General features: G+C 63.8%; 20 protein-coding genes and 1 pseudogene. 14 read left to right on the plus strand and 7 right to left on the minus strand.

All coding sequences use genetic code 11. From position 1 onward, the window contains the following. The first annotated feature begins 13 nt into the window (after positions 1 to 13). Entirely contained in the window at positions 14 to 901 is an 888-nt protein-coding gene (locus EI171_RS29915) for a helix-turn-helix domain-containing protein (protein ID WP_161535460.1), read from the plus strand. A gap of 16 nt (positions 902 to 917) precedes the next feature. On the opposite strand, the gene EI171_RS29920 is transcribed toward EI171_RS29915, so the two are convergent. The 4 genes from EI171_RS29920 to EI171_RS29935 are packed head-to-tail and all read right to left on the minus strand — an operon-like array spanning position 918 to position 4,584. After that, the gene (locus tag EI171_RS29920; protein WP_161535461.1) at positions 918 to 1,748 is read right to left on the minus strand and encodes a sugar phosphate isomerase/epimerase family protein; all 831 of its coding nucleotides are present in this window, start codon (positions 1,746 to 1,748) and stop codon (positions 918 to 920) included. Continuing rightward, positions 1,745 to 2,638: an NAD(P)-dependent oxidoreductase gene (locus tag EI171_RS29925; RefSeq protein WP_161535462.1), complete on the minus strand. Its 894-nt coding sequence runs from the start codon at positions 2,636 to 2,638 to the stop codon at positions 1,745 to 1,747. The genes EI171_RS29920 and EI171_RS29925 overlap by 4 nt, the downstream gene beginning before the upstream one ends. Positions 2,639 to 2,659: 21 nt before the next feature. Beyond that, entirely contained in the window at positions 2,660 to 3,532 is an 873-nt protein-coding gene (locus tag EI171_RS29930) for an IclR family transcriptional regulator (RefSeq protein ID WP_161535463.1), read from the minus strand. Beyond that, on the minus strand, positions 3,529 to 4,584 hold the full coding sequence (locus EI171_RS29935) for a Gfo/Idh/MocA family protein (RefSeq protein ID WP_161535464.1): 1,056 nt from the start codon (positions 4,582 to 4,584) through the stop codon (positions 3,529 to 3,531). Before EI171_RS29935 ends, EI171_RS29930 begins: the two co-directional genes overlap by 4 nt. 191 nt (positions 4,585 to 4,775) lie before the next feature. On the opposite strand from EI171_RS29935, the gene EI171_RS29940 reads away from it, so the two are divergent. The 10 genes from EI171_RS29940 (at position 4,776) to EI171_RS29980 (ending at position 15,993) form a co-directional block, all read left to right on the plus strand. Beyond that, positions 4,776 to 6,038: an ABC transporter substrate-binding protein gene (locus EI171_RS29940; RefSeq protein WP_011086444.1), complete on the plus strand. Its 1,263-nt coding sequence runs from the start codon at positions 4,776 to 4,778 to the stop codon at positions 6,036 to 6,038. Between the two features lie 83 nt (positions 6,039 to 6,121). Further along, positions 6,122 to 6,799 carry a branched-chain amino acid ABC transporter permease gene (locus EI171_RS29945; protein ID WP_246740289.1) on the plus strand — a complete coding sequence of 226 codons (678 nt, stop codon included), beginning with the start codon at positions 6,122 to 6,124 and terminating at the stop codon, positions 6,797 to 6,799. Further along, complete coding sequence (locus tag EI171_RS45890) at positions 6,796 to 6,990, plus strand: hypothetical protein (RefSeq protein WP_246740290.1); 195 nt, start codon at positions 6,796 to 6,798, stop codon at positions 6,988 to 6,990. The genes EI171_RS29945 and EI171_RS45890 overlap by 4 nt, the downstream gene beginning before the upstream one ends. Next, on the plus strand, positions 6,987 to 9,518 hold the full coding sequence (locus EI171_RS29950; protein WP_371740280.1) for an ATP-binding cassette domain-containing protein: 2,532 nt from the start codon (positions 6,987 to 6,989) through the stop codon (positions 9,516 to 9,518). Before EI171_RS45890 ends, EI171_RS29950 begins: the two co-directional genes overlap by 4 nt. A gap of 17 nt (positions 9,519 to 9,535) precedes the next feature. After that, positions 9,536 to 10,345, plus strand: coding sequence for a shikimate dehydrogenase (locus tag EI171_RS29955; RefSeq protein ID WP_161535466.1), 810 nt, complete (start codon positions 9,536 to 9,538; stop codon positions 10,343 to 10,345). A 5-nt stretch (positions 10,346 to 10,350) separates the two neighbouring features. Continuing rightward, positions 10,351 to 12,075: an FAD-dependent oxidoreductase gene (locus EI171_RS29960; RefSeq protein WP_246740291.1), complete on the plus strand. Its 1,725-nt coding sequence runs from the start codon at positions 10,351 to 10,353 to the stop codon at positions 12,073 to 12,075. Positions 12,076 to 12,088: 13 nt separating this feature from the next. Beyond that, the gene (locus EI171_RS29965) at positions 12,089 to 13,816 is read left to right on the plus strand and encodes an FAD-dependent oxidoreductase (protein ID WP_161535468.1); all 1,728 of its coding nucleotides are present in this window, start codon (positions 12,089 to 12,091) and stop codon (positions 13,814 to 13,816) included. A gap of 17 nt (positions 13,817 to 13,833) precedes the next feature. Beyond that, the gene (locus EI171_RS29970) at positions 13,834 to 14,448 is read left to right on the plus strand and encodes an NIPSNAP family protein (protein ID WP_161535469.1); all 615 of its coding nucleotides are present in this window, start codon (positions 13,834 to 13,836) and stop codon (positions 14,446 to 14,448) included. Between the two features lie 10 nt (positions 14,449 to 14,458). Next, a complete protein-coding gene (locus EI171_RS29975) occupies positions 14,459 to 15,289 on the plus strand; it encodes a sugar phosphate isomerase/epimerase (protein ID WP_011086437.1) in 831 nt (276 codons plus the stop codon). Then, positions 15,286 to 15,993, plus strand: coding sequence for an SDR family NAD(P)-dependent oxidoreductase (locus tag EI171_RS29980; RefSeq protein WP_011086436.1), 708 nt, complete (start codon positions 15,286 to 15,288; stop codon positions 15,991 to 15,993). The genes EI171_RS29975 and EI171_RS29980 overlap by 4 nt, the downstream gene beginning before the upstream one ends. A 598-nt stretch (positions 15,994 to 16,591) precedes the next feature. On the opposite strand, the pseudogene EI171_RS46820 reads toward EI171_RS29980, so the two are convergent. After that, positions 16,592 to 16,759, minus strand: a pseudogene (locus EI171_RS46820) (ligase); the annotation flags it as partial. A 541-nt stretch (positions 16,760 to 17,300) separates the two neighbouring features. Between EI171_RS46820 and EI171_RS29985 the strand changes: the two are divergent. Continuing rightward, on the plus strand, positions 17,301 to 18,215 hold the full coding sequence (locus EI171_RS29985) for a hypothetical protein (RefSeq protein ID WP_161535470.1): 915 nt from the start codon (positions 17,301 to 17,303) through the stop codon (positions 18,213 to 18,215). Between the two features lie 299 nt (positions 18,216 to 18,514). Further along, positions 18,515 to 19,174, plus strand: a complete 660-nt coding sequence (locus EI171_RS29990) for a hypothetical protein (RefSeq protein ID WP_161535471.1) — start codon at positions 18,515 to 18,517, stop codon at positions 19,172 to 19,174. 456 nt (positions 19,175 to 19,630) lie between these two features. Here the strand turns inward: EI171_RS29990 and EI171_RS29995 are convergent, their stop codons facing one another. Both EI171_RS29995 and EI171_RS30000 read right to left on the minus strand, forming a co-directional pair. Then, entirely contained in the window at positions 19,631 to 20,590 is a 960-nt protein-coding gene (locus tag EI171_RS29995; RefSeq protein WP_161535472.1) for an OmpA family protein, read from the minus strand. A gap of 888 nt (positions 20,591 to 21,478) precedes the next feature. Then, positions 21,479 to 22,039, minus strand: a complete 561-nt coding sequence (locus EI171_RS30000; RefSeq protein ID WP_028170712.1) for a hypothetical protein — start codon at positions 22,037 to 22,039, stop codon at positions 21,479 to 21,481. A gap of 982 nt (positions 22,040 to 23,021) precedes the next feature. Between EI171_RS30000 and EI171_RS30005 the strand changes: the two genes are divergently transcribed. Next, positions 23,022 to 24,884 carry a caspase family protein gene (locus tag EI171_RS30005; protein ID WP_246740292.1) on the plus strand — a complete coding sequence of 621 codons (1,863 nt, stop codon included), beginning with the start codon at positions 23,022 to 23,024 and terminating at the stop codon, positions 24,882 to 24,884. The last annotated feature ends 133 nt before the right edge of the window (positions 24,885 to 25,017 follow it).

The raw sequence follows: 25,017 nt of genomic DNA on the forward strand, positions 1-25,017 counted from the left end.
GGGAACCGCAAGCATGATTCCGCACTATTTTTTGTACGAGGAAGCGGCTTCGAAGGTCGAACCGTCGTTCCTCCATATCGAGCCGATCCCGGTGCGCAGCGGCAGGCACAATTGGACAATCCGGACGCACACGCATCCCGACCATCACCAGGTCCTGGTGATCAGCAAGGGCGGCGGCGCCATCGAGGTCGAGGGCGTGAGCTGGGAGGTCTCGCCGCCGGCGCTGGTCATCATCCCGGCGCTGACGATCCATGCCATCCGCTTCAGACCCGGCACCGACGGCTATGTCATCACCGTGGCGCTGCCCTTCCTGCAATCCGCGCTCGATGACGATGCCGACCTCATCGACGGCTTTCGCGTACCGGTCCGCTTCCTGTCGCAACAGATCGGCCGCGACATCGACCTCGTCGGCCTGTTCGCCTCGCTCGAGCACGAATTCGTCTGGTCGGCACCTAGCCGCCGCACCGCCATCAAGGCCTATCTGCAACTGCTCGCAGTAACGGTTCGCCGGCTGCTCGAGCAGGAGCGTGTTCGTCCGATCTCCAGCGCACGGGAGGCGGAGACCGTGATGCACTTTCGCGAGCTGGTCGAGAAGCACTATCGCGATCACCCCTCGCTCGATGTCTACGCGCGCAAGCTCGGCGTCACGGCCGCGCGCCTCAACGCCTGCTGCCGGATGACGACAGGCAAGTCCTCGCTGGCGCTGATCAATGATCGGCTGCTCACGGAGGCCAAGCGCAACCTGCTCTACTCCGACATGACCGTGAACGAGATCGGCGCAGCACTCGGCTACGCCGATCCGGCCTATTTCAACCGCTTCTTCTCCCGCAATGTCGGCCTGTCGCCGGGCCGCTTCCGCGAGCGGCTGTTCTCCGACGAGACCCGCGCGGCTGCCAGCTGAAGTTGGCATTGCGCGATCAGCCGGCGAGAGAAAAGGCCAGGCCCTGCCGCTTGAGTATCGCGGCGCCTTCGTCGATGTCCTTGAGCGGCTGGTCCGACAGGATCTCGAGCACGACCCTGCCCTCATAGGCTCGCTGCCTCAGCAGCGCAGCGATGGCCGCAAAATCGATCTCGCCCGAGCCGATCGGATCGTGTCGCCACTGCCCCTTCGGACTGTCCGATAGATGAACGATGCCGAGACGGGGCCACAGCGCCCTAAGACCCTCGACCGGATCCTCGCCAATCGCAACGGCATTGGCGACATCGTAGATCACCGGCATCCCGGCATAGCCTTCGGCATCGAGAAAGCGAGTGATGTCCGCGGCGCTGGCGAGCAGCCCCTGCGGATGGTTTTCGAGGATGACCGGCACGCCGGCGCGCTCCGCCTTGTCGTAAATGCGGGCGAAGGCGTCGCGAAAACTCACCATCAATCGGTCGTTGGCCTTGGCAAGCAGCGCGTGCCGGCGGCCGGAGCCGACGCAGATCCAGCGCGCGCCGAGCTCGGCGGCGCGGTCGATCGTGGCCACATAAGACGAAACCGCGAAATCGACCACGTGTTGCGACGGGCTTGCGAGATTGATGTCGCTGCTGGCGAGGTCGAGCGCCAGGAGCGACAGGCAATGCCGCTCGATCAGCGCGCGAATTCGCCGCGTGCGCGCGGCGTCCTGTACCCAGGGATCGAAGTGCGGCGGCGTCGCCATCAACTGGATGGTGCGATAGCCCGCAGCGGCGAGCCGCTCGATGGCGTCCTCCGCGACGCAGTCCCACGCGAAGCCGAAAGTGTGGGCGCCGAGCACCGGAAGCGTCATGGGGCCGCCCGGTAAAGCTCGATGGTGCGACGAATGCCGTCGCGCAACGAGGTCAAGGGCAGGCCGGGAAGCGCGCGCCGCAAGTCGCCCTCGCCGATGTCCTCCGCGAATGGAAGCACGGGACCATCGATCCCAATCTTCGCACCGGGGACGACGTCACGCACGGCCGCGACGACGTCGTCGTTCGAAACCACCTCGCCCGGCAAGTTGAAGACGTGCGCGCCATGAGGCTCGCGGCGAAGCGCGGCGTAATAGGCCGCGACGACATCGTCGACGAACACGAGGCCGGCCGTGCCGATATAGGGAATGATATAGGTCTCGCCACGCGCGGCCGCGCGGCAGGCCAGCGATGGGCCCGCAGTCAACCCGGTTTCGCGGCCATAGCCATAGACGATATAGGGCCGGAAGCCGATGCTGGCGATGCCATGGTCCTCCCAATAGGCCCGCGCGCTGCCTTCGCAGGCGAGCTTGAATGCCCCGTAATGGGTAATGGGCCGCGGCGTCGTCTCGTCGTCAGGGCCGTAGACGCCGGCGCTGCTCGTATAGACGATGCGGCGGATACCGAGCGCTTGCGCGGCGTTGAAGACGTTCAACGTGCCGACGAGGTTGATCATCGCGCCGCGCACGGGATCGGCCTTGCAGGCCGGCGTCAGCACGCCGGCGAGATGGACAGTTCCGTCGCAGCCTTCGGCTGCAGCACGCACCGCCTGCCCATCCGCGATATCGCCGATGCGCCACTCCACGGACGCGGCGGCAGCTCCGACAATCCCGTTGAACTGCGCCGAGCGCTCGACCGACTCGAACACGCGCAGCCGATGACCATCGCCCGCGAGCCGTCGCGCCAGCCACGCTCCGATGAAACCGCCGCCGCCTGTGATCAGAATCTGCATAATGTCAGGTCTCCGCGCCGATCAGCTGCCAGAGCCGAAGAAGCTTTCGCCCGGCCGCGCGGCACGGCCGTAGAGACCGGGCGAGGCGAGCGTCGCCATCGACAGCTCCTGCGCCGTCTGCAGCAGCGCCGGCGCCAACTCGAGCATGCGCTCCTCGGTCAGCCGGATATGGGGACCGGCGATTACCACGGCCCCGGTCACCTCCTTGGACTTGGGATGACGGATGGGGGCCGCGGACGCGCTCATCCAGGGCGTATAGGTCTGCACGCAGATGCTGACGCCGCGCTTGCGGGACTGGCGCAGATATTTCAGCAGCGCCGGCCAACTCTCGGGCGCGCGCGGGCCATAATCCTTGCGCAGCCCATAGCCCTGCTTCTCGACCAGCGCGCGCGCGTCCTCGTCCGACAGGCACGACAGCCAGGCGTGACCGCTCGCCGAGCAGGACAGCCGTCCCACTTGGCCCATGTCCGGATCGTAGCGCAGGCCGGCGGGCGAGCCCTGCGCCTTAGCCACCCATACGAGCTCGCGACCATCGATCATGGCGAGACGTACCAGCTCGCCGCTCTCGCGCGCCAGGTGATCCAGCAGCGGCTGGGCGAAATCGGTGATGCCGCTGCCGGCGAGGAAGGTGAAGGCAAGCGAGGCGATCTTGGCGGTGAGCTGGTAGGCGCCCTGCTCGCGTTCCTGCTTGACATAGCCATGCTCGATCAGGCTCGTCAGCACGCGGTGCGTGGCACTGCGCGGAATGTGCAGCGAGTCGGCGATCTCGAATAACTGCATGCCACGGGCATTCGTCGCGAGCAGCTCGAGCACGCCGAGCGTGCGCTCCAAAAGGCCGCTGGGCGCATCGACGGGATCCGGGTTCTTCAGCATCAAGGCAGCATCCTGATTCACAATTCCATCTCCTGATCAGGCCGCACTATCTGACCGGTTTTGGCCGCTTTGTGAACTGCCATCGTGGCTCGCAGGGTCAGCATGCCGTCGCGGGCGGTAATCAGTGGCGCCTCGCTGCCACGGACCACCCGCGCCAGATGATCGATCTGCGCAAGGTAGGGATCGCCGCGTTCGACGCCAACCGAGTCGCGCGAGATCGGGGCAAACCAGCTCTTCGCCGACGAATAGTGCCAATAGTCGAGCGTCGGCAGCGCCAGCGCGCCTTCGGTGCCGCTGAGGAAATGCGTCTGCACCGCGGCCGGCTGCGGCGGATAGTTCAGGCTCTCGCCGCTGGCGAGATCCCAGCTCCAGGGGCTTGCCGCGGTGTCGCTGAGGCTCAGCGTCACCAGCGCACCACCAGCGAGCCGGAGCAGGATCGCCGCACTGTCCTCGACGTCGAAGCCTCGCACCGCGTTGGAGACGACAGCCTGCACGGAGGCGATCTCGCCGCAGAGGTGGCGCACCAGATCGATCTCGTGAATGAGGTTGATCAGCACCGGCCCGCCGCCGGGCTCTCGTCGCCATGCCACCTCGAAATAATCGGCGGGCTTATAGAAGGTCGCAAGCACGGTCGCGCTGGTCAGGCGGCCGAGCGCGCCTTCGGCGATCATGGAACGGGCTCGCCGCGTGATCGGATTGTGCCGCCGATGGTGCCCGACCAGAACGGCCACGCCCGCGCGCTCCGAGGCAGCCGCGATCGCCGCCGCATCAGCGAGCGTGCTCGCGATCGGCTTTTCGACCAGTGCCACAATGCCGCGCTCGATGCAGGCGATCGCGAACTCGCGATGGGTCGCATTCGGCGTGGCGATGATCGCCGCATCCGGCTTCATTATACCCAGCAGATCGCGCGCATCCGCATACCAGGGCACGCCGAGGCTCTCCGCGTAAGTCTGTCCCGCTGCGGCAGGTTCGGCGATCGCCGCGAGCCTGCAGCTCTCCGATCGGCGGATCGTCTCGCAATGGGCCCGTCCGATTGCGCCGGCCCCAATCACCGCCACGGCGACCCTGCTCATTCCGCATCCTCTTTGATTTGCGTTGCGCCCGGCGAGGCTTCTAGCACGAGCTGATCAGAATTGGAATTGGATTCCATTTTTCGATTTTTGATATTGGAATCCAATTCCAGTCATGGTAGGGCAAGCCCCAAGAGCCGCATGCACGGCCCGCCGGCAATGACCGGCGCAATGTCAGAAGGGGAGGTGATGCAATGACGGACCTGAAGAAGACACGAGCGGCAACCGGCCTGCGCATCGGCCGGCGCGGCCTGCTCTTGGGCGCAACGTCGCTCGCGGCATCGCGCCTCGGTATGCCGTATATCGGCAACGCGGCAGCCGCCGAGCCGATCAAGATCGGAATGATCTGGGCCAAGACGGGCTCGATCGTCGATCAGGCGGAATATCTCGCCCAGGGCGGCATGCTCGCATTGGAACAGCGCAACAACACGCTCCTGGGGCGGCCCGCGGAGATCGTCTGGCTCGACGAGCCCAATCCGCAGGGTGCTCAGCAGAGCGCGGAGCGCCTCGTCGGCGAGCAGAAGGTCGTCGGCATGGTCGGCGGTGCGCTCTCCTCCTTCGCGCTCGCGATCTCATCGGTCGCCAAGAAGGCCAAGATCCCTTACGTCGCGGCCAATGCCGCCACCGGCGACCTCACTGGCAAGTCCTGCAACAAGTACACCTTCCGCCTGCAGCCGCCGGTCGATGTTCATGCCCGCGTTCTCGCCCCCTACTGCGCTGCGATCGGCAAGAAGTGGTACCTCCTGACCGCGTCCTACGCTTTCGGTCAAGACATCAAGCGCGCCTTCACCGACTACATCACGGCCAATGGCGGCACCGTGGTCGGCGCCGACGAGGTGCCGGTCGGCACACCGGACTATTCGTCTTTCATCCTGAAGATTCGCGCCGCCAAGCCCGACGTCGTGATCGGCGGCATTGCTGCCAGCGACCTCACTACTTTCTTGAAGCAGTGGAACGAGCTCGGCATGAAGGGCAAGATTCCATTCGCCGAGATCTCTGTCGGCAACACCGACCTGTGGGGCGTCGGCCCCGAAGCCGCCGATGGGCTCTACACCATCACCTGGTGGTACAAGAATCCGAACAACTCGCCTGAAGAACAGGCGATGGCCGCAGCCTATGAGAAGAAATACCACAGGCCAGCGGCGGACAAGGCCTGGATGGGCTGGCTGGGCATGAAGAGCCTGCTCGATTCAATCGAGATGGCGAAGTCGACCGAGCCCGGCGCGATCGTGCGGGCGCTGGAGAACTGGAAGTATCGCCGCGGCAACCTGGATATCGGCTATCGCGACTTCGATCACCAGATGACGAGCCGCCTCCTGGTTGCCGGCATTCAGCCCAAGATATCAGACAAGTGGGACTATTTCGACGTCAAGGCCGAATTGCCGAAGACGCCGGACGACATCGCCAAGGCCTTCGGTTCGGCGGGCGACAGCGCCTGCAAGATGGACACGCTCTGAGGTTTGACCCCGGGTGAAACGCGATGACGCGGGCAAATCCGCTTGCGCCATCGCGCGGCCCAAATCCGAAAACGGATGACGCCATGCTCGACATGATCCTGTCGCAGGCCGTCAATGGCCTTGTGCTCGGCTTTCTCTACGTTCTGATCGCGATCGGCCTGTCGATCATCTTCGGCATGCTCGGCATCGTCAATTTCGCGCATGGCGCCTTCTTCGCCGTCGGCGCCTATCTCGCTTATGCCCTGGCCAAGGAGTTCGGCTGGTGGGGGGCGCTTGCCGCGCCGCTGTTGACCGGCGCGATCGGCGTCGTCGTCGAGATGGTCCTGATCCGGCACCTCTATGGCAAGGAACCGCTGCTCGGGCTGATCTTGACCTTCGCGCTCGCACTGCTGGCGGAGGCGGTGTTGCGGCTGATCTTCGGCGGCGCGCCCGTGCCCTTCGCTGCGCCGAAATTCCTGGCCGGCTTCGTCGAATACGGCCCGATCCTGATCACCAAATACAGGATGTTCGTGCTGCTCACGACCGCGCTGACGCTGGTCGCGTTCTGGGCCTTTCTCGCCTACACGCCTTACGGCCGGATCATCCGCGCCGGGTCGCGTGATCCGGAGATGGTCGGCCTACTCGGCATCAACCTGCCGATCGTCTTTAGCGGCGTGTTCGGCATGGGTTGCCTGCTCGCCGGCCTCGGCGGGCTCTTGGCGGCACCGCTCTGGACCATCACGCCGTCGATGGCGGCGGGCGCCATCATGCCGGCATCGTGATCGTCACCATCGGCGGCCTCGGCTCCTTCCTGGGTGCCGTCGTGGCCGGCCTCCTGGTCGGCATCACCACGGCGATGACCATCCAGTTCCAGCCGGAATGGTCGGGCGCAGCCATGTACATCCTGATGGCCGCCATTCTCCTCGTCCGCCCGCGCGGACTGTTCGGCGAACGCTGGGAGAGATTCGAGTGAAAAGTCTCGCTCTGTTGCGCCATCCGGCGTTTGTCGCCGCGCTCGTTCTCACCGCGCTCACCGCAGCCTGGGCGCTGCTCGGCGCGCCCATCTCGCTGATCACGCAGATCGCGATCTACACGCTCTATGGCGCCGGCGTGAATCTTCTCGTCGGCTACACCGGGCTCGTCCCCTTCGGCGCCTCGGTGTTCTTCGGCTGCGCGAGCTATGCGGCCGCCTTCTTCATCCTCGGCCGCTACGGCAACGATCTCGTCTCGCTGCTGCTGGCGACGGTGTTCTCCGCGCTGCTGGCGCTCGTGGTCGGCGCCATCATCCTGCGCCGCAGGGGACTGTACTTCTCGCTGTTGACGCTCGCGTTCTCGCAGATTGCCTTCGAGATCGCCTTCAAATGGACCGGCGTCACCGGCGGCGAGAACGGGCTGCAGGGCGTCTATCGCACGAGCTTTGCCGGACCGTGGTCGTTCCACGTCTTCGTGGTCGCTGTCACCGTGATCTGCATCTGGCTGATGTGGCGGATCGCCCACTCCCCGTTCGGCCGCGTTCTCCAGGCGGTGCGCGACAACGAGCAGCGGGCGAGCAGCCTCGGCTACAACGTCCATCGTTTCCGGCATGGCGCGCTGATCCTTACCGGCACCTTCGTCGGTTTCGGCGGCGGCCTGCTCACCCTTATGCTCGAGGGCGTCTATGCCAACAATCTGAGCTGGCAGCACGCCGGCGACTCCCTGCTGATGACCGTGCTCGGCGGCGTGCATCACGTGCTCGGGCCGCTATGGGGCGCCATCGCCTTCATTCTGCTGGAAGACCGCCTGTCAGCCATCACGGAGAACTGGTGGCTGGTTTTCGCACCCATCCTGATGCTGTTCGCGCTGACCTCTCCGGAAGGAATGCAGGGCCTGTGGCAGCGGCTCTTCGGCCGGCAGCGCTGGACGCTCGTGCGTCTCGACATCCCGCCCCGACCTGCCGCCATCGTTCCATTCGCAAGCAGCGCCGCCAAGGTCGACCGCGGCAAGCCGCTGCTGCAGACTATCGGCTTGAGCAAGAACTTTGGCAGCCTGGTGACGGCGAAAAGCATCGACATCGAGGTCCACAGCGGCGTGCTTCACAGCATCATCGGGCCGAACGGCGCCGGCAAGACCACGTTCTTCAACATGCTGTCCGGCGCACTGAAGCCTAGCGGCGGGCGCATTCTGTTCGACGGCAGCGACGTCACCCGGACGCCGATGCATGTTCGGGCCCGGCTCGGCATCGGGCGCTCGTTCCAGATCCTGTCGATATTCCAGAACCTGACCGTGTTTGAGAATGTCCGCGTGGCCGTGCAGGCTCAGCGCACGGGATCGGCCAAGATGCTCGCCGATGCCTATGCGATGGAGGAGGTCAACGCCAAGACCTGGTCGATCCTCGATGCCGTCGGCCTTGCCGACGTCGCGGCCGAACCATGCATCAATCTACCCCACGGCGCCAAGCGTCTCCTCGAGATCGGCATTACGCTCGCGATCGATTCCAAGCTGCTGCTGCTCGACGAGCCGCTGGCCGGGCTCGCCGAGGCCGACCGCGTCGTCGTGGCCGATCTCATCGGGAAGCTCGCGCAGACCCACGGCGTCCTCCTGATCGAGCACGACATCGATCGCGTCCTTGCGATCTCCGACCGCATCTCGGTCCTGCACCAGGGCCGGATAATCGCCGACGGCAAGCCGGCCGACGTAGCCGCCAATCCCGACGTGGTCGCGGCCTATCTCGGGGCCGCCAAGAACGGCACGCAGTCGCCGCCGTCGTCGGTCGAGCGGATGGCCCATGCGAAAGCGCCGGTACTGCTTGCGGCCAACGCCGTGTCGGCAGGCTACGGCGGCAGCACGGTCCTTGAAGCGGTTGATCTTGCGGTTCACGCCGGCGAAGCCGTCGCCCTGCTCGGCCGCAACGGCGTCGGCAAGACGACGTTGCTGCGCGGTCTCAGCGGCACGCTTGCCATAAGTAACGGCAGCATCGCGTTCGAGGACAAGCCACTCGCGCGCCTCAAGCCCTACGAAATTAACCGCCTCGGCATCTCGCTCGTTCCCGAAGGACGCCGGCTCTTCCCCAACCTCACCGTCGTCGAGAACCTGCAGCTCGCCACGCGTCCCGGCGGTTTCGCCCTGGACGAGGTGTTCGAACTGTTCCCGCGCCTGCGCGAGCGTCGTGCCGCCAAGGCCGAGAGTCTGTCCGGCGGCGAGCGGCAGATGGTCGCGATCGCGCGCGCCCTCGTGGTGCCGAGCAAGCTGATCCTGCTCGACGAGCCGTTCGAGGGCCTCGCGCCGGCCGTCGTCAAGGAAGTCATGGACGCCCTCGTCAAGCTGCGCGGCAAGGTCGCCATGGTGATCGTCGAGCATCACGCCGAGACCGTGCTGCCGATCGTCGACCGCGCCTATGTGCTGGTGAACGGCCAAATTGCCTTTGCCGGCGATGCAGCGATCCTCGAACGCGACCATGACCTGCAGGCCCGCCTGCTCGGCGTGGTCCAGGCCGAAGCGGCGCAGGCCCGCGGGGCGGCTTAGCCAAGAAGAGAAGAAGAATGATCAACCTCAACCTGACCGGCGCCACCCGCCTCAACATCATCGTCGGCGACCCCATCGCCCAGGTGAAATCGCCGGCCGGCGTCACGCAGGCCTTCATCGACCGCGGCTATGACGGCATCCTGGTGCCGGTGCAGATCAACGGCGCCCGTCTCAAGACGTTCCTGGCGGCCGCGACCGATGTCCGCAATCTCGACGGCATCATCGTCACGGTCCCGCACAAATTTGCCTGCTACGAATTCTGCGCAACCTCGACCGACCGCGCCCGTCTACTCGGCTCGGTCAATATCATGCGCCGGCGCCGCGAAGGCGGCTGGCATGGCGACCACGTCGACGGGCTCGGCTTTGTCGGAGCTGTACGCGCCAACGGCTACGACCCGACCGGTAAGCGCGCGCTGCTGGTCGGCGCGGGTGGCGCCGGATCGGCGATCGCCATGGCGCTGGTCGAAGCCGGCGTTCGCTCGCTGGCCATTCACGACAATGAAGCTGCCCGCCGGGACCAGCTGATCGCGAAGCTGGCCACACTCGGCAAGGCGGGGATCGGGCCAGGCTCGGCCGATCCGTCCGGCTTCGACCTCGTCGCCAACGCAACGCCGCTCGGCATGAAGGCCGGAGACCCGCTTCCGCTCGACGCATCGAAGCTCAAAGCCAGCACGTTCGTCGGCTGCGTCATCACCAGCCCGGCGGTCTCGCCGCTCGTCGAGGCGGCGCGGCGCCTCGGCTGCAAGACGTCGACGGGCACTGAAATGTACAACGCACTGCAGAGCTCGATGGTCGACTTCCTGCTCGCGCGCGACGGATCGAGGTGACGGCCATGTTCAAGAACATCGAAGCGATTTCCGACGATGCCCGCTACGATCTTATCGTGATCGGCTCGGGTGCGGCCGGCATGGCGGCTGCGCTGTTCGCAGCGATCGAGGGCCGCAAGGTCCTGCTGGTCGAGCGCACCGAATATGTCGGAGGCACCAGCGCGCTTTCGGCGGCGACCACCTGGATCCCCAACTCGCACCATTCGAAGAGCGTCAATCCCGATGACAGCCGGGAGAAGGTCCGCAAGTTCCTCGACGGCGTGGTCGGCAATCATTCTGCCCCGTCGATGCGCGAGGCCTTTCTCGACAGCGCGCCGGACGCGGTCGCAACGCTCGAAGCCAACAGCATCGTCAAGTTCCGCCCCTATGCGACCCATCCAGATTACGAACAGCAGTTCGAGGGCGCTACGATGCGCGGCCGCGCTCTCGAACCTGTGCCGTTCGACGGCCGCGACCTTGGCGCCGATCTCGGCAATATCCGTCCGCCGATCCCGGAGTTCACGATTTTTGGCGGCATGATGGTCGACCGCACCGATATCGGCCACCTGCTCGCCCTCAAGAAGTCCGCGCGCTCGTTTGCCCATGCCATCAAGATCCTCGCTCATTACGCCGGCGATCGGCTTAAGGGCCGACGCGGGTCCCGCCTGGTGATGGGCAATGCGCTGATCGGCCGCTTCCTGGCCTCGCTCAATGCGCGCGGCGTCGATATCCTGATCCGCACCGAGGTGCAGGATCTCGTCACCGAGAACGGCACTGTGACCGGTGCGGTGCTCAAGTCCGGCACAACGAGCCGCCGCGTAGCGGCCACGCACGGCGTCGTGCTCGCCGCCGGCGGCTTCAATCGGCATCCGCAGCGCCGCGGCGAGCTGCTGCCCAAGGGCGAGACATACAGCCCTTCCGCTCCCGGGCACACCGGCACCATGCAGGACATCGCCTTGCGGCTCGGCGCGCGCCTCGGCGAAGGCAATCTCGACAATGCGTTCTGGGCGCCGGTCTCGATCCGACGGCGCGCCGACGGCAGCACCGCGAGCTTCCCCCATTTCGTCATGGACCGCAGCAAGCCGGGCACGGTTTGCGTTGATCAGACCGGCCGTCGTTTCGTCAACGAATCCGTCTCCTATCACCTGTTCGGTCGCGCGATGTTCGAGCACGACAAGCAGGTGCCCTGCATTCCCTGCTTCATCATCACCGACGCCACAGGCCTCAAGAAATACGGCCTCGGCATGGTACGGATGGGCACGCGCAACCTCGCTCCCTACCTCGCCGACAGCTATCTGACCGAGGGCGCGACCATCAGTGAGCTCGCCGGCAAGATCGGCGTGCCCGCGACCAACCTCGAAGGCACGATCGCGGCGATGAACCGCTATGCCGCTGATGGCATCGATCCGGACTTCGGGCGCGGCACCACGCCCTATCACCGCGTCAACGGCGATGCGTCGATCGGACCCAACCCGACGCTCGGTCCGATTTCGACCGCGCCCTATTATGCCGTGCGACTCTATCCCGGCGACATCGGCGCGGCCACCGGTCTCGTCGTCAACGAATGGGCACAGGTCATGCGCGCCGATGGCAGCGCGATCGCGGGACTCTATGCCTGCGGCAACGAGGCGAATTCGATCATGGGCGGCACCTATCCGGGCCCGGGCATCACCATCGGTCCGGCCATCACGTTTGCCTATCGCGCAGCGCGACATGCGCTTGGGGTGACCCAGGCGCGTCGCGCCGCGTGAACCGGAGGCTGACGTGAGAAGCGACGAACATCTCGATTGCGATCTGCTCGTGATCGGCTCGGGCGCAGGCGGCTTGGCTGCTGCGGTTACGGGCGCCTCGCTCGGTCTCGACGTCATCGTGGTCGAGAAGGAGGCTCAACTTGGCGGCACCACAGCGTGGTCCGGCGGCTGGATGTGGATCCCGCGCAATCCGCTGGCGAAAGCGGCCGGCATCGTCGAGGCCCCCGAGCAGCCCAGGCTCTATCTGCGGCATGAGCTCGCCGATGGTTACGACGCAGCCCGCATCGACATGTTCCTCGAGCAAGGCCCGCGCATGGTCGAGTTCTTCCAGCGCGAGACCCATCTTGCTTTCATCGACGGCAACCAGATCCCGGATTTTCACGGCAAGAGCCCGGGCGCGGTCACGGGCGGCCGCTCGCTCTGCGCGGCGGCGATCGATGGCCGTGAGCTCGGTCCACGCCTCCGCGATCTCAAGCCGCCGCTGGATGAAGTCGCCCCGTTCGGGATGGCCATCGCGTCGGGCGCGGATCTCCGGTACTTTCTCAACGCCCGTTCCTCGCTGGCCTCCTTCCGGCATGTCGCGCGCCGGCTCGCGCGGCATCTGGTCGACATGCTGCGCTTCGGCCGCGGCATGCATCTCGTCAACGGCAACGCGCTTGTGGCCCGGCTGTTGAAATCCGCCGACGCGCTTGGCGTTCGCATCATGCCGGCGGCGCCGGCCCGATCGCTCCTGAGCGAAGGAGCCCGCATCACGGGCGCGCGCGTCGTTCATGACGGCGCGACGCTTGAGATTCGCGCCCGCCGCGGTGTCGTGCTCGCCTGCGGCGGCTTCCCGCACGATACGGCGCGGAAGGCAGCGCTCTTTGCCCACGCTCCAAGCGGCCACGAGCATTGGTCGGCGGCGCCGGCCGGCAACACCGGCGACGGCATCCGCCTCGGAGAGAGTGTCGGCGGAGAGCTGCGGACGGATCTCTCCGACCCGGGAGCCTGGGCGCCGGTCTCACTGGTCCCGCATCGCGACGGCTCGGTTGGCCACTTTCCGCATCTGATCGAGCGCGCCAAGCCGGGGCTGATCATGGTGCGCAGCGACGGCACGCGCTTTGCCAACGAGGCCAATTCCTATCACGACGTGATGAAGGCGCTGTTCGCCGCCACGCCCGCGGGCGCGCCCGCCGAGGCCTGGGCGATCTGCGACGCAAAATTCCTCAAGCGCTACGGCCTTGGCCGCGTCCGCCCGCCGCCCTTCCCAATCACGCCATGGATTCGCAACGGCTACCTGAAGCGAGGCGCGAGCATCGAGGCGCTGGCGCGCGCCTGCGACATCTCCGCCGAAGGGCTCAAGGCGACGATCGGGCACTACAACCGATTTGCCGCGCACGGCGAGGATCCCGCCTTCGGACGCGGTGACACGCCCTATAATCGCGTGCAGGGGGATACGGCTCATCTGCCGAACCCCTGCGTCGCGCCGGTCGATGCCGGCCCGTTCTATGCGGTGAAGATCGTCGCCGGCAGCCTCGGCACCTTCGCAGGTCTCAACACCGACGAACATGCCCGCGTGCTTGATGCGCAGGAGCGGCCCATCGACGGCCTCTACGCCGTCGGAAACGACATGTCGAGCATCATGGCCGGCCGCTATCCGTCCGGCGGCATCACGCTCGGTCCAGCCATGACCTTCGGCTACATCGCCGCGCACCACGCTGGCGGAATTCCGCTCAAGAACAACCGGTCGGCCGCCGCCTGACCGCAAGGAGAAGAAATATGCTCTATGAGATCGCAACGCTGACGGTGAAGCTCGGTACCGCCGCCAAGGCCGTGGCCGGGATCGGCGATTATGTCGGGGCGCCGGAGGCCAAGGGCACGCTGCTCGGCTGCTGGGCAAACGAGATCGGCGAGCTCAACCAGCTCCTGGTGCTGCGCTCGTTTGGCGATCACGAGGCATACCGCGGCGAGCGCGAGCGCGCGCTCCGCACCGCCAATCCCTTCAATGCCGGCGAGGCCATCGCGCAGATGAGCTTCGACACCTATGTGCCGTTTCCATTCCTGCCGCCGGTCGTGCCGGGCAAGTACGGAAGCGTCTACGAGATCCGCACCTATCGCCTCAAGCATGGCGGCGTTCCTCCCACGATCGTCGCGTGGGAAGCCGCGATGCCCGAGCGAGGCAAGCTGTCGCCGCTCTCAATCGCGATGTATGCGCTCGACGGGCCGCCGCGCTTCACCCATATCTGGCCGTTCGCAAGCCTCGATGCCCGCGTCGCGGTGCGCGCGGAATCCGTCGCCAGGGGCGTGTGGCCGCCGAAGGGCGGGCCGGATTGGCTGACCGGCGAGATGCGCTCGATCATCGCGCTGCCGACCGCCATCTCTCCGCTGGCGTGAGGCGATCGCCATGACGCACATCTATTCGCTCGCCTATCTCACCTCGGCGCCGATGGCGCCTCCGGACGCGCTGGTCCTGGCCGAAAAGCTCGGCTACCAGGCGATAGGGGTCCGCATCGCGCCCGCCGCCCCCGGCGGCGACTTCTCGCCGCTCGCCACGGATCCCGCCCTGTTGCGCGAAACCATCCGGTGCATCGAGGACACCGGCGTGCCGGTGTTCGACGTCGAAATTGCACGGCTTGGCGCGGATTTCAAAGCGGACCACTTCGCAGCCTTCCTCGAAACCGCGGGCAGGCTGAAGGCGCGCGCGATCCTCGTCGCCGGTGACGATCCGGACGAAGCCCGACTGACGGAGTCATTCGCCGCATTCTGTCGCGCCGCGGCACCCTACGACCTCACCGCGGATATCGAATTCATGCCGTGGACCGCGGTGAAGAACGCCAGGGCCGCCCTTCGTATCGTGACCAACGCCGGCGAGCCGAACGGCCGCGTGCTGGTCGACGCGCTGCATGCCGCGCGCTCGGCTACCACCCTTGACGATATCGTAGGCCTGCCGCGGGAATTGCTGAGCTACGCCCAGCTCTGTGACGCGCCCGCAGGGATCCCCGCCAGCAACGACGAACTGATCCACACGGCACGGTGCGCCCGGCTTCTCCCGGGCGACGGCGGCATCGATCTCGCCGGGGTCGTCCGCGCCTTGCCGGACGACCTTCCGCTGAGCCTCGAGATTCCGAACGATGAGTGGCTGCCCAAGCTCGGCGCCGAGGAATGGGGACGACGCGCGCTGGCGGCGGCACGCAGCATCGTCGCGCGCGCCGCAGATAGACGAGCGACGACATGAGCGGCCTCGATCTCTCCGGGCGCATCGCCGTCATTTCCGGCGGCTGCGGCGGCATCGGCCAGGCCGTTCGCGAGCGGCTTGCCGCCTCGGGCGCGAAAGTCGTCGTCTGGGACGTCGCAGATGGCGCCGACCAGCGGATCGATCTCACCGACGAGGCCGCCGTCAATGACGTGATGACGGGCCACCTCGCGCGCTTCGGCCGCATCGACATCCTCGTCAATGCCGCGGGAATCACGGGCCCTACGGTCAACATCGAGCAGTACAGCCTTGCTGAATGGCGGCGCGTGCTCGATGTGAACCTCACCAGCACGTTCCTCTGCTGCAAGGCGGCCGTCGCACCGATGCGACGGAAGAACGCCGGACGCATCGTCAACCTGGCCTCGATCGCCGGCAAGGAAGGCAATGCCGGCATGACCGGCTATTCCGCTGCCAAGGCGGGCGTGATCGCGTTGACGAAATCTCTCGGCAAGGAGCTGGCCGGCACCGATATCCGGGTCAACGCCATCGCACCCGCCGTGATCGCCACCGATCTCGTCAAGCAGATGTCGGACGAAGCCTATCGAAACGTGCTGGCAAAGATACCGCTCGGGCGTGCGGGACGACCGGACGAGGTAGCGGCGCTGGTCACCTGGCTCGCCTCCGACGAATGCTCATTTTCGACTGGCGCGGTTTTCGACCTGTCTGGTGGGCGAGCGACGTACTGAGCCACCTGCCGAAGTTCCCTCTCGAACTCATCGCCATTTGATGAGGGGCAAGCTGTCACAGCTTGGCAAGCCGGTGAAATAATTACGCGCGGCAAACCGCGTCTGTCGACGTGTGAAATCGTGTAAAATCATAGATTGGTGCACAAAATCGTGGCCCCTGGTAGTCGGGGAGCGACTCGCCCCCCGACATCAGCATTTTTCATTATTACGCCCTGACCAGCAGCCCCTGCCCCACCCAGCGACCCAACACTGGCCTGCTCACCATGCCGGCGAACAAGATCCGCTTCTCGGTCGAAGCCACCTGCACTGCTGGCTTGCGTCGAAGCTCGACTGCTCAAACTCGCTATCACTAGATTTTTCTTGATCTCCCGGTGCACACGTCGTGCACACGCCGCCTTCTAACCGACTGAAAGACTTGAACATTGACTTGATTCTCTGTCGCTTCGCTCATTGACGATCGCGTGACGCCGTCCGAGGAAGGGCCGCATACGTCGCCCGCTGCCATTTCGCGGCAGCTGCAGATCTCGCATGCCGAGAGCCCCATCGGCGCACGTGACTTGATATCGAGCGAAAAGTCGCGATCCGAGGCGAGATCTCATCATCTGCCGTCTGCTACTGTTCGTGGGTGCGTGGCAATCACGTGTACCTCGCCATCCCGACCCTCTTTGGTGAGGACGCCAGCACCCAAGCCCACGCCTAGGACGTACATCCATCCCTCTTGAAAGTCGAACAAGTGGGAATTGAGCAGTGAGCTGAAGATATTCTGCCTCCTCCCGGGACGTTGCTGCCGCTGCGAATCCGATGGGCCAATCGTCGCGTGACCGCTGGCTTGCACCTTGCGCGCTGGCACATCGAATTGCCGATGCATCTGCGAATGTACCGGCAACGGCTGACCTCATGGGTCAGAAGTCATCTTTCGACTCTCAGAGGTCAACTTGTCACCGCTGGCCTGCACGCGTCGCGTCGATGGGTCGAAGCGCCGATGTATTTGCGCATGTATCGCCAGCAGACGGTGTCCTGGCTCGGCAAACATTCCCCCGGTTGGGGCTTGATGCGGAAGCTTGCGGAACTGCGGCGCGGGTTGCAGCCGAATGGACCCGGACAAGCGGCGCTGCAGCAGACACCGATTGAGCCGCCCGTTTGCGACAGTGCCGAGTGAGGTTGATGCCGTGACTTCCGTGCGTCCGGCCTCCCTACCCCCCTTCGCGCCCGACAGAAGCGAGAGCACTTCGTTTGCACGGCTGCCGGCACGCGGGTTGGCTGGTATCCCTCCCGATTGGCTTCCGCCGGGCAAGAAGGCTGCCGTCGTGTTCACCATCGACGACGTCCATCCCGGTACCTCTCGCGACAGTTATGAGGCTGGCGGCGACCTCGACCATGGGCAGCTTCGTTTTCTGATCCGCCTGCTGACCGCTCATTCGAAGCTGCGCGCTACTCTGTTCGTGACGGCCGATTGGCGCGCAAAACACCCATCCGTTTCGCACCCGCTGCTGATGCACATTCCCGGTGTGCGGCGTCTTTGGTGCGAATGGAATACGTTGCCCGAAGGCACGATGCGCATCGACAGGTTTCCGCGCTTCATCGAATTCCTCAAGAACCTGCCAAGGGTTGAAATCGGGCTGCACGGCCTCACGCACAACCGCGGACGCCACCCCACGCATCTCGAATATCTGGATGCGAGCGAGGAGGAATGCCGGCGCAGTCTGGCGGGGATCTTCCAAATCTTTCACGCCGCCAACCTGGCGTTCGTGCCGGGAATGTCGCCGCCCGGCTGGTACCTGAGCCATGGACTTGCGAGGGCAATGCGGGACGCCGGCCTGACCTTCGTCGGCTCCTCGCGCGACCTCGTGAGCGCCGTGCATCGTGAAGCGCGGAGCGGTATGAGCGGGCTCACCGGTACGTCACTGATCGCGCCACAATGGATATCCGGTGGATTGTTGAACTTCACGACCAACTATCAGGCGACGTCGACCATCGACCGGGCAAGGTCAATTATCGATCACGGTGGTCTGCTTGCGATCAAGGCGCATGTCATCAAGAGGGCCGGATCCTATGTTGCGCTGGATGGGCTCGGCGAAGAATATTGCGATCACCTGCATGCTGTGTTTGATTACCTGGAGACAGTCGGCGAGGACCTCTGGTGGACCAGCATGGGCGAGATTGCCGCGCGCTGCGTTGCGGCGCTGCCGCAGGCATCCATTGGCAAGGCGAATGATCTGTGAAGGTCAGCATCAACCCCGCAGGCTTTGAAGCCGAGCATCTCGCCGCCCTGAACCGATCGTTCGGCGATTGGGGCGACGGGCGCCGCTGGCGGTGGTGTTTTGCGCGGTCATCCTTGTCCGAACCGGCCGATATCGTCGTCGCCGAGGTGAACGGTGCTGCGATTGCTGGAACGGGCATCTCCTATCGGCGAATGATCACGCCCGACGGCGGAACTCTGCTGGCCGGAATCCTGACGGCGGCGTGGTCGCTTCCGGTCAAGTCCGCCCGCGGCGCCTACATGCACGTGATATCGGAAGCGATGCGGCGGATTGCCGAGCGCGGCGGCGCCGTCGCGCTCGGCTTCATGCCGCAGAATAAGTCGAGCGGCCTTCAGCTCCTGCGCGCAGGCGCGATGGCGGCAACCACCGCCTATGTGTCCACGCCCGCTGGCTGGAATGACGGATTGCCGGGCGAATTGAAACCTTGCGTCCTGACGAGCAGTCTCATCGAAGAGCTGTTTCGTCGCGTGAACCGTCGCGCACAACGCGGTCTACGATTCACCTACCCGGATATCGGTGAGTTCGGTGGACAGTTTCTCGAGCGGCCGCATCCCGTCGAGGTGCTCGCGGATGCCAAGGGCGGCTATTTCATTCTCGAACGCTTGTCGCAAGCGATGAACCTGCTTGCGGTCCTTCCGGCCGATGGCGACGCGCGCGCGCCTGGACAGCATCTCATTGATGCGGCCCAGCTTGCCGCCGACCAGAACTCTAAGCTCCTTTCCTATGCATCGAACGAGCATGCTATCGCGGAGGCCGTCGCAGCGGGTCTGGTTGCCAAGCCCGGTTTCATCACCGTGACGATCGCAAACGTGCAAGCACTGTCGGCCGCCGTATCCAACGCGTTGGAAGTGGGCGCTGCAACGAGCGCCTGTCTTGCGATGCTGAGGGCTTTCCACGTCGAGAACGGCGATCGGATGTAGCCAGGCGACATTTGCCCGGTCAACGTCGTCCCCGCCTGCTCGGCAGTGCGTTGTCCGCAAGAAAGAACCGTTTGAAAAATCAGCTGCTCAAACGGTTTTGCTCGCCAAGCTATTGATTTGGTGGGCTCGAACCTGGGACCCGCTGATTAAGAGTCAGCCGCTCCAATCCCAGGTTTCCGCATCATTGATCTATTAAGCTGCAAGTTCTGCTGCGCGAATGCGGCGCCAGAAAGGGGCGCCCTGCGCCCGCACTTCAGCACGCTTGCTCAGGTTAGATGTCGTAAGATTTTTCTTGATCTCCCGGTGCACACGTCGTGCACACGCCGCGCTCTAACCGATTGAAAAACTTGAACTCTCGCTCCAATCCATCATGGGGAAGTTTGAACTAGGTCCAGCCAACAAAAGCTAGCTCGGGACATGAACCGCTGTATGCGGGCTTGGTCGGCCTCGGCATGCTCACGGCCCGCCAAACGGCTTTGGTCTCTCCAGCGGGATGAAAGCGCTCAGATGGGCTGGGTATGTCGACGCGCCGCCGCCTATGGTCGTGCCGGTGCTGATGCTCAAGTAGACGTCCTTCACCCCCTTGGGCGTTTCCAGCAGGATCCAGTTCTTGCTCACATCGCCTATGCCGATTGTCGTAAAGCGCATCGACTTGCCGAACTGCGAACAGGAGATTGGCTTTTCAGTCGTAAACGAATTCCACGGGCCATGCAGGGTACCCGATCTACCGCCAGTCTTCGGAAGGCTTAAGCCAAAGCCCAGGCCGACCGCCGCATAGACGTAGGTGCACTTCAAATTGTTTTCCGTGTCCCATATGGAGAACAAGGCGCTGGCAAACGCAATCCCGGCTCCAGCCCTGCCCTTCACGATGCGCTTGATGGCCGCTCTCGCGGCGAACGAGATCGAACCGTCGACCTCAAGCAGCATGGCTATCTTGAAATTTCGACTGACTTTTGGCTTCGGCGGAACGGGTCGCGGCAAGTCTGGCTTTATGATCGGTTCGAAATAGACCTTCGGGAGCACCCAAAGGACCACTGATCTATCGCTGTCTTCGTCCAGCCTGTGATTTGCCGTCTGCGTATTGCCGATGGCGTGCGACTGCATTTGCTCCGGGTGGATGCCCATCTCGGACAGAGACCGCGCGACTGTAATCACGCGGTTGGCCGACGTCGTCATATTCCAATCGGCCGCACCGATCCGGCTCGCGGAGCCCGTCATCCAGATCTGACCGGCGTCATCCTCGAGTAGGGGTACCACTTTGTTCTTCAGAAATTCGGAATGCTCTTTCTTCAAGCCCCGAAACTGGTAGCCGGCAAAGTCATCGAAATCGAAATTCCAGAGCCGCGCGTGCAGAACCCCCACTCCTGAAAAATCCAGATCGACGTCAACCCTGCCCGGACCAGTTTTGTGAAACATGTCTCTTCGACCTGCAGTGAACAGATAGCAACTCGTCGGCGATCGGCCGGACGGCGCAGGACCGCCTTGTTTTTAGTGCGGGCAAGAGAAGAGAAGTTCATGAAATCGGTAGCTACAACGAAGGTTGTGATCTTCTTCCCATTTCGATCTGGCGCCGAAGCAGTGTGCGCTGTGCAACGCGACATCATTGTCGCGATCGGAGCAGTGACGACCTAGGAGGGGTCGCGGTAGGACAGGCCGTGGAACTCGTACAGCACGACGACTTCGCGGAATTTCCCTAGACCTCGAAGCCCCTACCCCACCGCTGTCAAAGCGACAGCGCATCTAGATAGTACTTTTGCCGGCTTGCTCTGCGTCTGCCTGATCCCCATCAAAAACAAAGCGAAACGGTAGGCGTCGCCCAGCAGCCGCAGCGCAATATCGCGGAAGCACTTGGTGTGCTCGTTGGTGATTTGGCATTGCGTGTCAATTGCGGATGGCTTTGCGCAAAGCAGGCGAAGTGGTCACCGGTTCTGTGATCGCAATCATGGACTCTCGCGCTAAACGTCTGAGCTGGAGCGACGAGGTTCTCGCGAACAGGAACCTGGCGTCGTCTCCTCGATCTACTCTCACTAAGGCTGTCGCTGCCACGCGCGAAACGCAGTCATTCAGTTGCTTTTCGATTTCCGACAAGGGGCTCGCCAAGGGCTCCGCCTACGAGGCCCGGCGCGATGGAACTTGCCGCCTCGACGTCGGGCCGGGAGCACACGACTGCGTCGATTGCCACAATGTGATCGTTTGGCTGAATTCAGTGGAGACCGCCTCGCGCAGAGGACGTTCGGACCGTTTCGCGCGGACGCGCGATCTGCAGGACGACGGAGGCGACGACTTCTGCGGTCGGCCAACGACTTATCCACCAAATCGCTTGACCAGCTTTGAGCCCTTGGCTGCATCGATCTGCTGGCCAGTCAAGTCGGAGCCGGCGCTCAATCCTATCGTCATGAGGTTCTTGACGCGCTGCGCCGCCTGCTTCTCATTGGAATAATCGATCTCGACGTGATCAAGGCTCATCAGATGACCAAGCTCGTGAGCCCAGGCGCGTCCATTGGCGTGGTCATTGCCATACCACTGGACGAAGCTTGCCGGCTCGGGTTCGCTATTGGGGTATGAGCCTCCGCCAGCGGACAGATTTTCGATCGAATTGACGAGGTAGATGTGGATGGCATTGTCCGGATCGTGCCGAGAGGTAAGAACACCCAGCAATCGCTGATCATTGCTGCGTGCGCTCTTTGCCATGTCGAGCGGCTTCTCCATCAAGCAATCGCTGATCACGAACGCGATCTTGGCCTTTGACCAGATTGTATTGACCACGTCGAGCGCCTTCTTGGCCGTGTCGCTGCTCCATTGCCTGGGCTCAACGACCCCTCTCTCGGCAAATGGCGTGATGTAAATCCTCAAGGGAATAGGCATTAGCTTCTCCGAAGTTCGGAATTTGCGATTGTATCTCCGCGCGCTGTCCTCCGCAATTCGGAGGACTGATTTCATTTCGGCTCTACCGAAGGAACAATGTCCGGGGGGACATGACCCCGATGGAGATTCACCACGCCGGCTACACCGACATCCAAGAAGACGCCGATCTCGTGTTTCACCGTCGGGCACCGGCAGCATAGATAGGGCGAGCCGGCTATTTGCCGCGGGCTACCGCGTCTGTTTGCTTATCGACGCCCAGTTTGCTCGACGCGTCGGATCAGGCGACGTCGGGCTCGATGTGGCTCAAGCTCGTCATTGGATCGTCCTGCGCTCGAAGATCGAGCGCTTCGGCGGGAACTTGAAAATGACGGTCTTCATTTGGGGAGATGAAGAGTACAAAGGCCACAAGAACGTCCTCTCTCGCGGAGGATCAGCTCCTGGAGAACTTCTACGGCTTCGTGGTCGCCGAGCCATAGCTCGATGGACGAGTCGAATTCTTCGCAAAGTCCATCACTGCCCGAAGCCGAACTGACGGCCTTGCTCCGCGCTGTTGACCTGATTGCAAGCTGCGACCGAGACGGTCGATCCGCGAGCCCGTCCTTGGACTTCACGTCCGCTCGATCGCCGTCAGCGGAACTTTCGTTTGAACCACGTCAGAGCCTTCTGGTGCGCTGCCGCGTGCAGGCCAGCAAGAATATAATAACTGTTTTACATCAACATCTTATACCGAGGTCGCACGACAGCACAACATTGGCGGGCGCCCATCATCCACATGAATCGGCGCACAACGCCCGGCCGCAATAATCCTCCGCACCTTTTGAACGCCTCCGCATTTCAAAACAACACATAGGAATGGATCGGGCTCGAGATCGGTACTGTATGCAGACAGGCAGCCGCCAGTAGCGTACGAATTCAGGAATTATTTCTTACGCGGCCGTCCTCGCGACGTCACCATTCTACGGGCATAGGTTGGGTGTTCGCCATGAGATTGTACAGGCACCTCCGGGTTTGTCTCCTTCTCGCCGCTTCGCTGTTCCTGGCCTCTCAGCCAGCCTGGGCGACAAAGCGCGTGGCTTTGGTGGTCGGCAATTCCAGCTATCAAAACGCCCCACTGCTTCCAAACCCGGCCAATGACGCTGCGGCCATCGCCGCGACCTTGAAGGGCGCAGGTTTCGATGTGGTTGACTCAAGGCTCAACCTCGCCGCGACCGACATGCGGCGGGCCCTGAGAGAATTCGCCGATCAGGCCCGCAATGCCGACATTGCCTTGGTGTACTATGCTGGCCACGGTATCGAGATCGACGGGACGAACTATCTGATCCCGACAGACGCCAGACTCGAGCGTGACACGGATATCTATGACGAAGCATTCTCGCTCGACCGTGTCCTGCTGGCGATCGAGCCTGCGAGGCAGCTGCGCGTTGTGATCGTCGACGCGTGCCGCAACAATCCGTTTGCCGACTCAATGAAGCGTACAGTTGCCTCGCGATCAATCAGCCGCGGGCTGGCCAGGGTCGAACCCGCCGTCTCCAACACACTGATCGCGTTTGCGGCGAAAGCCGGACTAACCGCACTCGATGGCAACAGCAAGAATAGTCCGTATGCGACGGCTCTCGTGAAGTATATTGCAAAGCCGGGGCTCGACTTGCGCAGGGCTTTCGGCTTCGTCCGAGACGATGTCTTGCAAGCCACGGGCAACCGACAGGAGCCCTATGTCTACGGCTCACTGGGCGGCGAGGACGTTGCACTTGTTCCGGCTGCCAAGGCCGAGGAACCGATACAAGCAGCCAACCCCCAGTCGGAAATTCGTCGCGATTACGAATTGGCCTTGCAGCTCCGCAACAAGCCCGCTCTGAACGCGTTCCTGACCCAGCATCCAGACGGATACTACTCAAATCTGGCGAAGCTGCAGCTTAATCAGCTCGAGGCCGAGGACGCACGCGTCGCGGCGACAGCGAAAGCGCAGCAGGCCGAGCAGCAACAAGCTCGCCTGATGTCCCAAGGCGCCCAGCGTGCCGAACAGGAGAAGGCGGCCGCGGATCTGAAGGCTGCGGAAGAGGCCCGGATTGCCGCCGAGAGGACGAAGCAAGCGGCGCAGGAGCAGGCCACCGAGGCGGAACGGAAACGGACTGCATCCGAATCTACAATCGTCGCTGCACTCTCCGGGAATAAGCCGGCTGTTGAGAGTACCGTCGCGGATAACCCTACGGCCGCTGCGCCCGGTGAGGACAGCAAGACGCCCAAGCTTGCGGCACTGAGCGACGAGCCGCGCCAGACCGATATCGCAAGAGCCGATATCGCCAAGTCCGTACAAGGCGAATTGAGCCGCGTCGGCTGCTTCGCCGGCCCCGTCGATGGCCAATGGAATGCGGCCTCGCAGCGCTCGTTGGCTCTCTTCAACCGGCACGCAGGCACCAAACTGGACGTCAAGCTTGCAAGTCTGGATGCTCTTGACGCGATCAAGCTTAGGCCATCGCGGGTCTGCCCGCTGATCTGCGATCGCGGCTACAGGCCCGACGGCGACCAGTGCAGTAGGATCACCTGTGCCGAGGGTTCGTTCCTCAACGACGACAATGAATGCGAGAAGCGACGCGGGAAGAAACCGGTTGCGAAGCGCAACACGGACGAGCGTCCGTCACGTGCGGATCGTTCGGCCCGCGAGAGACCGGAGCCAACAGCCGACGTTCCGCGGCGGCAAGCAACTGTGAAGAACAGCGGCGGCGGCAGTGGTCAGATCGTTTGTGATCAATCTCTGTGCCGCCAGGTCAGTCGCGGCTGCCACCTCGAATACCGCGGCGGGGGCGGCCCCGGGGGCAACGTAGGTAATGTCGAGTCCTGCCGCTAGCAACGCGCAAGGCTGCCACGGCGTCATGGAAGGCCAGGAGGCCGCGCGGATTTTGGTGTCGAGAATGTGTGACGGGCAGCAGAGCTTAACATCAGGTCAGCAAGGTCCTTGCCTGGATTGGCCGAAGCGGAGC

This window comes from Bradyrhizobium sp. LCT2 (assembly GCF_009931255.1).
GTDB lineage: Bacteria > Pseudomonadota > Alphaproteobacteria > Rhizobiales > Xanthobacteraceae > Bradyrhizobium > Bradyrhizobium diazoefficiens.

Coding starts and splice junctions, on each gene's coding strand:
- EI171_RS29980 (WP_011086436.1), top strand. CDS start 15,286: ATGAGCGGCCTCGATCTCTCCGGGCGCATCGCCGTCATTTCCGGCGGC.
- EI171_RS29995 (WP_161535472.1), bottom strand. CDS start 20,590: ATGTTTCACAAAACTGGTCCGGGCAGGGTTGACGTCGATCTGGATTTT.
- EI171_RS29940 (WP_011086444.1), top strand. CDS start 4,776: ATGACGGACCTGAAGAAGACACGAGCGGCAACCGGCCTGCGCATCGGC.
- EI171_RS29975 (WP_011086437.1), top strand. CDS start 14,459: ATGACGCACATCTATTCGCTCGCCTATCTCACCTCGGCGCCGATGGCG.
- EI171_RS29925 (WP_161535462.1), bottom strand. CDS start 2,638: ATGCAGATTCTGATCACAGGCGGCGGCGGTTTCATCGGAGCGTGGCTG.
- EI171_RS29955 (WP_161535466.1), top strand. CDS start 9,536: ATGATCAACCTCAACCTGACCGGCGCCACCCGCCTCAACATCATCGTC.
- EI171_RS30000 (WP_028170712.1), bottom strand. CDS start 22,039: ATGCCTATTCCCTTGAGGATTTACATCACGCCATTTGCCGAGAGAGGG.
- EI171_RS29935 (WP_161535464.1), bottom strand. CDS start 4,584: ATGAGCAGGGTCGCCGTGGCGGTGATTGGGGCCGGCGCAATCGGACGG.
- EI171_RS30005 (WP_246740292.1), top strand. CDS start 23,022: ATGAGATTGTACAGGCACCTCCGGGTTTGTCTCCTTCTCGCCGCTTCG.
- EI171_RS29945 (WP_246740289.1), top strand. CDS start 6,122: ATGCTCGACATGATCCTGTCGCAGGCCGTCAATGGCCTTGTGCTCGGC.
- EI171_RS29960 (WP_246740291.1), top strand. CDS start 10,351: ATGTTCAAGAACATCGAAGCGATTTCCGACGATGCCCGCTACGATCTT.
- EI171_RS29970 (WP_161535469.1), top strand. CDS start 13,834: ATGCTCTATGAGATCGCAACGCTGACGGTGAAGCTCGGTACCGCCGCC.
- EI171_RS29915 (WP_161535460.1), top strand. CDS start 14: ATGATTCCGCACTATTTTTTGTACGAGGAAGCGGCTTCGAAGGTCGAA.
- EI171_RS29990 (WP_161535471.1), top strand. CDS start 18,515: ATGCGGCGGATTGCCGAGCGCGGCGGCGCCGTCGCGCTCGGCTTCATG.
- EI171_RS29920 (WP_161535461.1), bottom strand. CDS start 1,748: ATGACGCTTCCGGTGCTCGGCGCCCACACTTTCGGCTTCGCGTGGGAC.